Below are 13,101 nucleotides of genomic sequence, written 5' to 3' on the forward strand. Positions count from 1 at the left end.
GCGCCAGAGAACAAAAACCCGTAACCTTGCTTTTTAATTTTTTCCGTTAACCAGATAACCGCTGAACTGCGGTGACATCCAGGTTTTGAACCCGTTACCTTCACGGGTGATCATATAGACCGCCAGCCCTTCCCGGCGCACAACTTCCTTCGCTTTTTCCGTCCCCAGCACCATCAGACCTGTATCCCAGGCATCGGCCTCCAGCGCCGTGGGGGCTATCACCGTCACGGACACCAGATTATGGGTGATAGGTCGCCCGGTCTGAGGGTCGATCGCGTGAGAGATGCGCTTGCCGTCCAACTCATAATAGTTACGATAGCTGCCCGCCGTACTAATGCCGTGGCCGTTGATGTCAACGATCGCCTGTACGGCATTCTGCTCATCGGTAGGTTTTTGGATCGCCACGCGCCACGGTTTATCGCTGGCATTCATCCCCCGACTGACCAGCGCGCCCCCTACCGACACCAGATAGCGAGGGATCCCCTCTTCGGCCATCAGCGCGGCCAGGTGATCGGCGGCATAGCCTTCGCCAACGGTAGAAAGATCAACAAACAGGTCGGGGATATTTTTTTCCAGATACTGCTGACCGTACTGGTACAACACCGACAGATGGTGCAGTCCGGTTTGTCCTCGCGCATCATCAATTTGTTGCTGGGTGGGTGTTTTTACGGGCTGTTTGTCGGGACCAAATCCCCACAGGTTAACCAGCGGCCCCACGGTGATATCCATCGCCCCCTGGGTTTTGTAGCCCACGCGCAGGGATTCAGTCACGATATCTGCCATCGCCTCGCTAACGGGCCACGGAGAGGTGCTTTTTGAGTGATTAAAGCGCATCAGCGCGGAGTCGTTTTTCCAGGTAGAAAGGAGCTGATCGTCGGCATCCAGCTGCGTCTGGATCTTACCGCGTAGTGCTTCAGCCCTGGCTTTATCAACGTTGATAACGCTAACGCGCCAGAAGGTGCCCATGGTTTTACCTTCTAACACCGTTGCCACTGCGGCATTTTCACTTTTTTCTGGCGTTTTTGGGGCATCGCACGCTGTTAACATAAAAAGTGCCGACAAGACGCCGACACGAAGAAAAGTCATATCCATTATTTATTATCCTCTGGCCTGAGCCCGGCAAGAGTACACCAAAAACAGGGATTTGTAAGAGCCGATTACAGGAACAAAAAAGGGGCCATCAGGCCCCTTATCTGACACGCTATGCGTCTTAGAACTGGTAAACCAGACCCAGCGCGACGATGTCGTCAGTGCTGATGCCAGCCTGTTCGGTGAATTCGTTTTTATCCAGCAGGTTGATTTTGTAATCAACGTAGGTGGACATGTTTTTGTTGAAGTAGTAAGTCGCGCCAACATCAACATACTTCAGCAAATCCTGATCGCCGAAGTTGGTGGTGTTGTTACGGATGTCTTTCCCTTTAGACTGCAGGTACGCCACGGACGGACGCAGACCGAAGTCGAACTGGTACTGTGCGACCACTTCGAAGTTCTGCGCTTTATCAGCGAAACCGTAGGCATCGGTGATGCTGCTGCCGTTAGAAGAACCAAAACGGGTCGCGTTATAGGTCTGGGAGTATTGTGCTGCCAGGTAAACATTGTTCGCGTCATATTTCAGGCCGCCGCTGTATACGTTAGCGCGATCGCCGTCGCCGTAGACATCTGCTGCGTTCTGGTCAGCGGTACGTTTAGAGGAGGCCAGAGCGGCACCCGCACTGAAACCTTCGCCCAGATCGTAAGTCAGAGACGCGCCATAGCCATCACCGTTCTGTTTCAGCAGGCTACGACCGCCGGCAGAGTCATTCTCGCCGCTTACGTTGTCGTTCGCGCCCTGGTACTGCAGCGCGAAGTTCAGGCCTTCAACCAGACCGAAGAAGTCCTGGTTACGGTAGGTCGCAACACCATTAGCACGGGATTGCATGAAGTTATCAGCACCGTAGGTGTCGCCGCCGAATTCTGGCAGAACGTCAGTCCAGGAGGTGACGTCGTAGATAATGCCGTAGTTACGACCGTAATCGAAAGAGCCTGCGTCGCCGAATTTCAGACCTGCAAATGCCACACGGGTCCAGGACTGGTTATCGCTTTCAGAGGTGTTGCCCTGAATCTGGTATTCCCACTGGCCGTACCCGGTCAGTTGGTCATTAACCTGCGTTTCGCCTTTAAAGCCGATACGCATATAGGTCTGATCGCCATCGCTACCGTCGTCATCAGAGAAATAGTGCAGGCCATCAACTTTACCGAAGAGATCTAATTTGTTGCCGTCTTTGTTATAAATTTCAGCCGCATTCGCTGCGCCCGCTACCAGCAGTGCTGGTACCAGGAGGGAAAGTACTTTAACTTTCATTTTTATACCCTCTGTTATATGCCTTATTTTTATTACCACTGCTTACTGATTAACCCTCTTAACCAGTCGGCAACTTCATTCTCCGCAAAAATACAGAATAATCCAACGGGAATATGATACGAAAACTTTGAAGATGTTTCACTTTTCGACCAGGATGTTTCATTTTGTAAAAACCAGGGAACTTTCTGACAGCACAAATAGTTAAAAAACAAACACACCATACAGCGCATTCAAATAAAAACTATAAATATCAATGATATATTCAAGGCTGCGTTATAGCACTGATTGACAAAACAATTTCTTATCTCCCGTCTAAAATAACTCTCGCTATCATCATTAACTTTATTTATTACCGTCATTCAGTTTTGAATGTCTGTTTATCCCAAATTGAGCCGAATGCCCTGCATTCGGTTTTTTTTTACACTTCCCTACACAAATAGTCATTATTTGTGCTACCGCCCTGAAACTATAACGACTATTAATTAATTGCCATTGTGCTGAAAATTAGACAGCAAAAATGAGCGGCAAATATAATTGTTTGTTTGATTGTGCTATTTTCTTTAATTATCGCTAATAATTTGTACAATACATTTCATGGTGTACAAATTTTCGCCAGATGAATGGGCGGGGTTTTCTGACGTAAAAAGTCAGCTCATCAAGTAGCGTGACGCTGGAAATTCGATTATTACCCTTTATACTGCCCTTTCCGCCTGCAGCGCAGCCATAACGGGTTAAACATAGCAATGAGTCAGTCTGAAACCACAGCCGCCAGTAAATTTTCACTGCTTCCGGGCAGCATTACCCGTTTCTTTCTTCTATTGATCGTTGTGCTGTTAGTCACTCTGGGCGTGATGGTGCAGAGTGCAGTAAATGCCTGGCTAAAGGATCGCAGTTATCAGGTTGTGGATATCACCCATGCCCTTCATAAACGCATTGATACCTGGCGCTATGCCACCTGGCAGATTTACGACAATATCGCTGCAACGCCTGGTAACTCTTCGGGAGAAGGCTTGCAGGAAACCCGCCTTAAACAAGACGTTTACTATCTTGAGAAGACGCGTCGGAAAACCGAAGCCCTGATTTTTGGCTCTCACGACAGCGCCACCCTTGAGATGACGCAGCGTATCTCTACCTATCTTGATACCTTGTGGGGCGCCGAAACTATTCCCTGGTCGATGTACTACCTGAACGGCCAGGATAACAGCATGATTTTAATCTCTACCCTGCCGCTGAAAGACCTCTCCTCCGGGTTTAAAGAGACCACGGTCGGCAATATCGTTGACTCGCGTCGGGCAGAGATGTTGCAGCAGGCCAATGCGCTGGATGAGCGTGAAAGTTTCTCTTCTCTGCGCCGCCTGGCATGGCAGAACGGGCATTACTTCACGCTACGCACCACCTTTAACCAACCGGGGCATCTGGCAACGGTAGTGGCGTTCGACCTGCCGATAAACGATTTGATCCCACCGGATATGCCGCTGGATAGTTTCCGCCTCGATCCGGATACTGCCTCGCAAAATCTGCGTTCATCACAAGATAAAGAGAGCCCGGACAGCGTAAGCATCTCTTTCAACGGCTCGAAGATCGAGATCGCCTCTTCCCTGAACAGTACCGGGATGCGACTGGTCTGGCAGGTGCCTTTTGGTACCCTGCTGCTCGATACGCTGCAAAATATTCTATTGCCACTGTTGCTGAACATTGGCCTGTTGGCTCTGGCGCTGTTTGGTTTCAGTACATTCCGTACGCAGTCCGGGCGTCAGAGCGATGTCCCGGTCAATACCGGAAGCAGCAATGAGCTTCGCGTCCTGCGCGCCCTGAATGAAGAAATTGTCTCGGTATTGCCCCTTGGTCTGCTGGTGCATGATCAGGAAGCAAACCGCACTATTATCAGCAATAAGATCGCCGATCACCTGCTACCGCACCTCAATTTGCAAAACATCACCACGATGGCCGATCAGCATCAGGGTGTGATTCAGGCCACCATTAATAATGAGCTGTATGAAATTCGTCAGTTCCGCAGCCAGGTGGCTTCGCGTACCCAGATCTTTATTATCCGCGACCAGGATCGTGAAGTGCTGGTGAACAAAAAGCTCAAGCAGGCACAACGGCTGTATGAAAAGAATCAACAGGGCCGGGCGGCCTTTATGCAGAACATTGGTGAGGCGTTTAAACAGCCTCTGAAGACGTTGGCCGATGAGGCTGCACATCTCAACGGCGCGGACAGTCTGCAGCTTGCCAGACACGCCGATACGCTGGTAAGGCTGGTGGACGAGATTCAGCTGGCAAATATGCTGGAGAATGATAGCTGGAAGAGCAACGCAGAGTTGTTTTCTATTCAGGATCTGATTGATGAAGTCGTGCCGGAGGTACTGCCGGTTGTTAAGCGCAAGGGTCTGCAGCTTCTTATTAACAACCCGCTGCCGGCTAACGATAAACGTCACGGGGATCGCGAAGCGCTGCGCCGGATCTTGCTGCTGCTGATTCAGTATGCCGTCACCACCACCCAGATCGGTAAGATCACCCTTGAAGTGAGCAATGACGAATCGGCAGACGATCGCTTGACCTTCCGTATTCTGGATACCGGTGAAGGGGTCACGCTGAGCGAAATCGATAATCTCCACTTCCCGTTCCTGAACGAGACCCAGGGGGATAGTTACGGTAAAGCCAACCCCCTCACCTTCTGGCTCTGCGATCAGCTCGCCCGTAAGCTTGGCGGTCATCTGAATATTAAAGCCCGCGAATCGCTGGGAACCCGTTACTCTCTGCACGTAAAAATGGCGGCGACGGCACAAGAAGCTGAAGATGATGAACGTCTGCTCGATGACGTGGTAGCCATGATTGACGTCACCTCTAATGAGATTCGTAATATCGTGGTTCGTCAGCTGGAAAACTGGGGTGCAAGCTGCATCACGCCTGACGAAAGGCTGGTAAGTCAAGAATATGATCTGTTTTTAACTGATAATCCGTCTAATCTTACTGCCTCCGGCTTGCTTTTAAGCGATGATGAGCCAGGCGTGCGAAATATCGGCCCCGGGCAGATGCGCGTCAACTTTAATATGAGCAATGCTATGCAGGAAGCTGTACTACAACTAATAGAAGAGCAGCTGGCCCAGGAAACAATCCCGGACTCCCCGCTTGGCGGTAATGAAAATGCCGAGCTTCAGGCCAGCGGTTATTATTCGCTCTTTGTAGACACAGTACCAGATGATGTTAAGAGGCTGTATACTGAATCCGCCGCGAGCGATTTTGCGGCGCTGGCTCAGACAGCACACCGACTAAAAGGGGTGTTTGCCATGCTTAATCTGGTTCCAGGCAAGCAATTATGTGAAACGCTGGAACATCTTATTCGTGAGAAAGATGCCGCCAGCATAGAAAAATACATCAGCGACATTGACGCCTACGTCAAAAGCTTGCTGTAGCAAGGTAGCCCTATACATGAACAATATGAACGTAATTATTGCCGATGACCATCCGATTGTACTGTTCGGTATTCGCAAATCACTTGAACAGATCGAGTGGGTGAATGTTGTTGGCGAATTTGAAGACTCCACAGCACTGATTAATAACCTCCCGAAACTTGATGCGCACGTGCTCATCACCGACCTTTCCATGCCTGGAGATAAGTACGGTGACGGCATTACGCTTATCAAATACATCAAGCGCCATTTCCCAAGCCTGTCGATTATTGTTCTGACCATGAACAATAACCCGGCGATCTTAAGCGCCGTGCTGGATCTCGACATTGAAGGGATTGTCCTGAAACAGGGTGCGCCAACCGATCTGCCGAAAGCGCTGGCCGCACTGCAGAAAGGGAAGAAGTTTACCCCGGAGAGCGTCTCTCGCCTGCTGGAGAAAATCAGCGCAGGTGGCTATGGCGACAAACGTCTGTCACCGAAAGAGAGCGAAGTTCTGCGTCTGTTCGCCGAAGGTTTCCTCGTTACCGAGATCGCCAAAAAGCTGAACCGCAGTATCAAGACCATCAGTAGCCAGAAGAAATCAGCGATGATGAAACTGGGCGTGGAAAATGATATCGCACTGCTTAACTACCTCTCTTCCGTGACCCTGAGCCCGGCGGATAAAGATTAACCCCGTAAAAAAACCGGGCTACGCTTACGCGTGCCCGGCTTCTCAATAACGCCTGCGGGCGTTTTTTTATACCCGCGCTTTTCTCACCCGATCCGCATAGACCGCCAGCGTCTGTTTTAACACATCCAGCGTGACCGGCTTGGAGAGACAGCTATCCATTCCCGACTCCAGACAGCGCTGCTTCTCTTCCGCCAGCGCGTTGGCCGTTACGCCTACGACCGGGAGCGTGAGGCCAAGCTGACGGATCCGCTGCGTGAGGCGATAACCGTCCATATTCGGCATGTTGACATCACTCAGCACGATATCAATGTGGTTTTTGCTCAGGACATTAAGGGCATCCACGCCGTCGTTCGCGGTTTTACATTGATAGCCCAGCGAGCCGAGCTGATCGGCCAGCAGACGGCGGTTGATAGGATGATCGTCCACCACCAGAATCATCATATCGTCGTTCAACTGCGCCGTTTCCGGTGACGGCAGCGCCGCCGTACCGTCGCTGGTCTCAAGCTCTACGCGCCAAATACGCGCCAGCAGCGCAATCAGCTCATGAGGAGAGGCCACGCTGTTTACCCACACGCCGTGCGCACGCTCAAGCGGAATACCAATATGACGACGGCAGAAGAGTACTGACGCCTTGCCCTGCCACGGCTGTGCCAGTTCATCATCGGTGAGCAGCACATCTTCCGCATCCGGCGTTTGCCCCTGATAGCGCGCCACGCGGATACCGCTGCGGGTCAGCAGGGATTCAAGATAGCTGTGCAGTGAGGCGTTATTAACCGCCAGCCAGCAGCGTTTGTCACTCAACCCTTTCACCACCACGCTGGACGGCGACTGGGCAGCATAGAGAGGAATACGAATAGTAAACTGGCTGCCCATGCCCGGTTCGGTATCTACCGAGATATCCCCGTCCATCATGCTGATCAGTTTTTCACAGATCGCCAGCCCCAGTCCGGTGCCCTGGAAGTTACGTTGCACCCCGGTCCCCACCTGGAAGAACGGGTCGAAAAGCTTCACCACCTCTTTGGCCGGGATCCCTACCCCGGTGTCGCGCACGCGGATACTCAGATAATCACCGGCCCGGGTGACATGCAGGACGATGCAGCCGATATCGGTGAATTTAATAGCGTTACTCAACAGGTTAGAGATGACCTGCTGCAGGCGCATCGGGTCGCCCTGCAGGGTAACTGGCACATCAGGTTCGATAAAGCAGTACAGTCCCAGCTGTTTGCGCACCACCAGAGGCAGGTAGTTAGCGCTGATATGGTTCATCACCTCACGGGGAGAGAACTCACGCGGCTCAATCTTCAGCTGTTCCGACTCGATTTTAGAGAAGTCGAGAATGTCGCTGATGATTTTTAGCAGCAGGCTGGAGGAGTTGTTCATCGCCGTCACCAGACGGTCTACACCCCGCGGCAGCTCTTTGGTTTGCAGCAGATCCAGGTTGCCGATGATGCCGTATAGCGGGGTACGCAACTCATGGCTTACGGTGGCAAGGAACATCGATTTCGACTGGCTCGCCTGCTCTGCCGACTGGGCCATGTCCTGCAACGACTCTTCCATTTTGACGCGGGCCGAGACGTCGACCAGCACGCAGATCGCCACGTTTTCATTACGGTAGCGCGAGTGGACAAAGCTAATCTGCAGATTGGTGTTATTGCTGGTGAGCACGTCCACAAAGTTAACCTGCTGTCCGCAGATAATCTGCGTCAGCCGCTGCCGGTCTTCGTGGGTGAGCATGTTCAGATAGTTATGCGCCAGCTCGTTACTCAGTATGTTAGTGCCATCGACCGTACGCAGAATGCAGATCCCCACCGGCGCCGAAGCGACGATCTTGCGGTTGAACTGCTCGTGCTCTTCAAGACGCTGGGCGTCGGCTTCTGCCGGAATAAAAATTTTGCGTTCGTACATCCGCGCGAGGGTAAAGAGGGCAATCCCCACCAGCACGTTCAGTAGCACCGAGTTCAGGATTAACATGCGGATCCGCTCAAGCACCATATCCACCGGCACCGAATAGACGATGCTCAGCGAGGACGGCGGTAAGCTTTTCTTCAGCACCAGGTCACGGAAACCGGAGGTATAGCCAAACCATGAACGCTCCTGCATCCAGCGCGGATCGATCTTGATGCGATTTTCCGGTCCGGTCAGGGAAATAAGGGGATGACCGTTTTCGTCCAGAATGGTCACCCCAATTGGTAAGGTACCCGGGGTAAAGAAGTTCTCCATCCGGATAGTCTGTTCAATACCCAGCAGCGCCTGCAGGCGGTTCGCCAGATATACCGGGGTCAGGGAATAGAAGTACCCTATCCCCGGACGCGGCCCCTGGCTAATCCAGAAGATGTTATTGCCCCGCTCATCCTGCGGCGCATTGCGGTATTTGACGATGCGCTCATGCAGGCTCTTCAGCGCATCATCGCGCTCGACCGGTACGTCACGCAGGCCAAAATCGGCCATACAGAGATTGTCACTGCCAATTAAGAAGACACGATTAAGATCGTAGGCGGCGGAGAAGTTATCGCGCCAGTAGCGCATAAACCAGGCCAGCGACTCCAGCGAACCGCGCCATGCACTGCCCATCGTAGAACAGTCGGAATCCGGGAAAAGCGGTTCGAAATCGGGCACTTCGGCTTTGCTATCACGCCCACGGCTGGCCATGATGCCGTTTTCTGCCGTCAGGCGGTTTTCCGCGATGTATTTCAGCTCTTTCATCACGTCTGAGGTGCGCTGAATATAACGCTGAGCCTGATCGGAGCTAAGATTGAACTCCTGACGAATCTCCGACTCCTTCTGATGCAGCGCGTTCACGATGTAAAACACCGAGAAAAGTGCGATCAATAGCCAGAGTAGCAGTGCCAGCGCCCGAAACAGATAGCGGGAGACTTTTAGCGTAGTTCGAAAGGAGACGAGGTATTTCAAGGGGGCGAGGCTCCGCCATCGGGGTAAAAAAGAATGTGGTTAAGGTAGCGGTAAACGCGCCGGGTCGCAACGTTCACTTGTCTGCTTGTGCAAAAGAAAAGGGCCGGAAACCGGCCCTTTTGCAACAGGGAGACATTACTCGTCAGCGTCGTCCGCTGCATCGTCGTCTACGTCTGCTTCCGGCGCGATTTCATCATCGCCTTCCGCTACGGTACCGTCGATAGAATCAAGCTCTTCATCATCTACCGGTTCGGCAACACGCTGCAGACCCACTACGTTTTCGTCTTCCGCAGTACGGATGAGGATCACGCCCTGCGTATTACGGCCGACAATGCTGATCTCGGAAACGCGTGTACGCACCAGCGTACCGGCATCGGTGATCATCATAATCTGGTCAGCATCATCTACCTGTACCGCGCCAACAACGGAACCGTTGCGCTCGGTCACTTTGATAGAGATAACGCCCTGGGTGCCGCGAGACTTGGTTGGATACTCGCTTTCCGCCGTACGTTTACCATAGCCGTTCTGGGTAACGGTCAGGATTGCTCCTTCGCCACGTGGAACGATCAGGGAGACAACGGCATCTTCGCCCGCCAGTTTGATACCGCGAACGCCGGTCGCCGTACGACCCATTGCGCGCACCGCGTTCTCTTTAAAGCGCACCACTTTACCGGCAGCAGAGAAGAGCATGACTTCATCAGAACCAGAGGTCAGATCCACGCCAATCAGTTCGTCGCCTTCGTTGAGGTTCACCGCAATAATACCGGCAGAACGCGGACGGCTGAATTCGGTCAGCGCGGTTTTCTTCACGGTACCGCTGGCGGTCGCCATAAAGACGTTCACGCCCTCTTCATACTCACGCACCGGCAGGATAGCGGTAATACGCTCGTTCGCTTCCAGCGGCAGCAGGTTGACGATTGGACGACCACGCGCGCCACGGCTCGCTTCCGGCAGCTGATAGACTTTCATCCAGTAGAGACGACCGCGGCTTGAGAAGCAGAGGATCGTGTCATGGGTGTTCGCCACCAGCAGGCGGTCGATAAAATCTTCTTCTTTAATACGTGCGGCAGATTTGCCTTTACCGCCACGACGCTGAGCTTCGTAGTCGGTGAGCGGCTGATACTTCACATAGCCCTGGTGAGACAGGGTGACCACCACATCTTCGCGGTTGATCAGATCTTCGATGTTGATATCAGAGCTGTTAGCGGTGATTTCAGTACGACGCGCATCGCCAAACTGATCGCGGACCAGCTCCAGCTCTTCGCGGATCACTTCCATCAGACGCTCGGCGCTGCCCAGGATGTGCAGCAGCTCAGCAATCTGTTCCAGCAGCTCTTTGTACTCGTCGAGCAGTTTTTCATGCTCAAGGCCGGTCAGTTTCTGCAGACGCAGATCCAGAATCGCCTGGGCCTGCTGCTCAGTCAGATAGTACTGACCATCGCGCACGCCGAATTCAGGATCCAGCCACTCAGGACGTGCAGCGTCATCACCCGCACGTTCGAGCATGGCAGAGACGTTACCCAGCGCCCATGGCTGAGAGACTAACGCCGCTTTCGCTTCCGCAGGGGTTGGCGCACGACGAATCAATTCAATAATCGGTTCGATGTTTGCCAGGGCCACGGCCAGCGCTTCAAGGATGTGCGCACGGTCGCGCGCTTTGCGCAGTTCGAAAATAGTACGACGCGTTACCACTTCACGGCGGTGACGCACGAACGCGCTCAGAATCTCTTTCAGGTTCATGATCTTCGGCTGGCCATGGTGCAGCGCAACCATGTTGATACCGAAGGAGACCTGCAGCTGAGTCTGGGAGTAGAGGTTGTTAAGAACCACTTCACCCACCGCGTCGCGTTTGATCTCAATCACGATGCGCATCCCGTCTTTATCGGACTCGTCACGCAGCGCGCTGATACCTTCAACACGTTTCTCTTTTACCAGCTCGGCGATTTTTTCAATCAGACGCGCTTTGTTCACCTGATACGGGATCTCGTGAACAATGATGGTTTCACGGCCGGTTTTGGCGTCCGCTTCCACTTCCGCACGGGCACGGATATAAATCTTGCCGCGACCGGTGCGATACGCTTCTTCAATACCACGACGACCATTGATGATCGCCGCTGTCGGGAAATCCGGGCCCGGGATGTGTTCCATCAGCCCTTCAATGCTGATCTCTTCATCGTCGATATAGGCCAGGCAGCCGTTGATGACTTCGGTAATATTGTGTGGCGGAATGTTGGTTGCCATACCTACGGCGATACCGGACGACCCGTTAACGAGCAGGTTCGGGATCTTGGTAGGCATAACATCTGGGATTCGCTCGGTACCGTCGTAGTTATCGACGAAATCAACGGTCTCTTTTTCCAGGTCGGCCATCAGCTCATGGGCGATTTTCGACATACGGATTTCCGTATAACGCATCGCCGCTGCGGAGTCGCCGTCAACAGAACCAAAGTTACCCTGACCATCTACCAGCATGTAACGCAAGGAGAATGGCTGCGCCATACGGACGATGGTGTCATATACGGCGGTATCACCATGGGGGTGGTATTTACCGATTACGTCACCAACGACACGGGCAGATTTTTTGTAGGCTTTATTCCAGTCATTGCCCAATACGTTCATGGCGTATAGTACGCGACGGTGTACCGGTTTAAGTCCATCGCGGACATCCGGCAGCGCACGGCCAACAATGACCGACATCGCATAGTCCAGATAGGAGCTCTTCAGCTCTTCCTCGATGTTAACCGGTGTAATTTCTCTCGCAAGGTCGCTCATCTAACCGCTATCCCTCTACTGTATCCCGGATTCAAAGGTCGCAAATTATAACACAGCCGCGGTGTAAGAGGTAAACCAATACGGTTTATTCATCCCCTTCACCTGATATACTTCCGGGTCTGACCACAAAAGGAGTAAAAGCGCCCATGAATGCCGAAAAAACGTCGGTGGGTCACAACGTTGACCATGAAGAGATCGCCAAATTCGAAGCCGTCGCCTCGCGCTGGTGGGACCTTGAAGGCGAGTTTAAACCGCTGCATCGTATTAACCCGCTACGTCTGGGCTACATCGCCGAGCGCTCCGGTGGCCTGTTTGGCAAAAAGGTGCTTGATGTCGGCTGCGGCGGCGGAATTCTGGCAGAAAGCATGGCGCGCGAAGGCGCGAACGTTACCGGGCTGGATATGGGCTTCGAGCCACTGCAGGTAGCACGGCTGCATGCGCTGGAATCGGGTGTACAGGTTGAGTATGTTCAAGAGACCGTGGAAGAGCACGCCGCTAAGTATGCCCATCAGTATGACGTAGTGACCTGCATGGAGATGCTCGAACACGTTCCTGATCCGCAGTCGGTGGTGAGCGCCTGTGCAAAACTGGTTAAGCCCGGCGGTCAGGTCTTCTTCTCTACCATCAACCGTAACGGCAAGGCCTGGCTGATGGCGGTGGTCGGGGCTGAATATGTCCTGCGCATGGTGCCGAAAGGGACCCACGACGTGAAGAAATTTATTAAGCCTGCCGAGTTACTGAGCTGGGTTGACCAGACGGGGCTTAAAGAGCAGCACATGACCGGTCTCCACTACAATCCTGTTCTGGATAAATTCAAGCTTGGGCCGGGCGTTGATGTTAATTATATGTTGCATACAACGGCAAAAAAAGACTAACGACATCACGAATTCTTATAAACAATGCGCAACCCTGTGTTGCGCAATTTTGCCCGTCGTTGAAGAAATCAGCACTTGATCAAAATTTGGATTTTTTTTCTAGATTATTGACACGGGGTC

Annotated in this window: 7 protein-coding genes; 3 read left to right on the forward strand and 4 right to left on the reverse strand. The window is 52.7% G+C overall.

The annotated features are described in order from the left end of the window. Positions 1–33 precede the first annotated feature (33 nt). Complete coding sequence (gene apbE / locus WFN75_RS11040) at positions 34–1,092, reverse strand: FAD:protein FMN transferase ApbE (protein ID WP_046884708.1); 1,059 nt, start codon at positions 1,090–1,092, stop codon at positions 34–36. Positions 1,093–1,210: 118 nt separating this feature from the next. Next, the gene (locus WFN75_RS11045) at positions 1,211–2,341 is read right to left on the reverse strand and encodes a porin OmpC (protein ID WP_046884707.1); all 1,131 of its coding nucleotides are present in this window, start codon (positions 2,339–2,341) and stop codon (positions 1,211–1,213) included. A 743-nt stretch (positions 2,342–3,084) separates the two neighbouring features. Here WFN75_RS11045 and rcsD point away from each other — a divergent pair. Next, positions 3,085–5,757, forward strand: coding sequence for a phosphotransferase RcsD (gene rcsD, locus WFN75_RS11050; RefSeq protein ID WP_046884706.1), 2,673 nt, complete (start codon positions 3,085–3,087; stop codon positions 5,755–5,757). A gap of 16 nt (positions 5,758–5,773) precedes the next feature. Continuing rightward, the gene (gene rcsB / locus WFN75_RS11055) at positions 5,774–6,424 is read left to right on the forward strand and encodes a response regulator transcription factor RcsB (RefSeq protein WP_001061917.1); all 651 of its coding nucleotides are present in this window, start codon (positions 5,774–5,776) and stop codon (positions 6,422–6,424) included. Positions 6,425–6,490: 66 nt separating this feature from the next. Here rcsB and rcsC read toward each other — a convergent pair whose 3' ends face one another. Together rcsC and gyrA are read right to left on the reverse strand one after the other, a co-directional pair. Beyond that, the gene (rcsC, locus tag WFN75_RS11060; RefSeq protein WP_040074731.1) at positions 6,491–9,334 is read right to left on the reverse strand and encodes a two-component system sensor histidine kinase RcsC; all 2,844 of its coding nucleotides are present in this window, start codon (positions 9,332–9,334) and stop codon (positions 6,491–6,493) included. A 135-nt stretch (positions 9,335–9,469) separates the two neighbouring features. After that, on the reverse strand, positions 9,470–12,106 hold the full coding sequence (gene gyrA / locus WFN75_RS11065; protein WP_046884705.1) for a DNA topoisomerase (ATP-hydrolyzing) subunit A: 2,637 nt from the start codon (positions 12,104–12,106) through the stop codon (positions 9,470–9,472). Positions 12,107–12,252: 146 nt separating this feature from the next. Between gyrA and ubiG the strand changes: the two genes are divergently transcribed. Further along, a complete protein-coding gene (gene ubiG, locus WFN75_RS11070; protein WP_046884704.1) occupies positions 12,253–12,981 on the forward strand; it encodes a bifunctional 2-polyprenyl-6-hydroxyphenol methylase/3-demethylubiquinol 3-O-methyltransferase UbiG in 729 nt (242 codons plus the stop codon). The last annotated feature ends 120 nt before the right edge of the window (positions 12,982–13,101 follow it).

Origin of the sequence: Leclercia sp. UBA7405, assembly GCF_037152215.1 — a bacterium.
Classification (GTDB): Bacteria; Pseudomonadota; Gammaproteobacteria; order Enterobacterales; family Enterobacteriaceae; genus Enterobacter; species Enterobacter pneumoniae.

Excerpts from the sequence above, each read along its gene's own strand:
- apbE (WP_046884708.1), bottom strand. The coding sequence starts at position 1,092 with ATGGATATGACTTTTCTTCGTGTCGGCGTCTTGTCGGCACTTTTTATG.
- WFN75_RS11045 (WP_046884707.1), bottom strand. The coding sequence starts at position 2,341 with ATGAAAGTTAAAGTACTTTCCCTCCTGGTACCAGCACTGCTGGTAGCG.
- rcsD (WP_046884706.1), top strand. The coding sequence starts at position 3,085 with ATGAGTCAGTCTGAAACCACAGCCGCCAGTAAATTTTCACTGCTTCCG.
- rcsB (WP_001061917.1), top strand. The coding sequence starts at position 5,774 with ATGAACAATATGAACGTAATTATTGCCGATGACCATCCGATTGTACTG.
- gyrA (WP_046884705.1), bottom strand. The coding sequence starts at position 12,106 with ATGAGCGACCTTGCGAGAGAAATTACACCGGTTAACATCGAGGAAGAG.
- ubiG (WP_046884704.1), top strand. The coding sequence starts at position 12,253 with ATGAATGCCGAAAAAACGTCGGTGGGTCACAACGTTGACCATGAAGAG.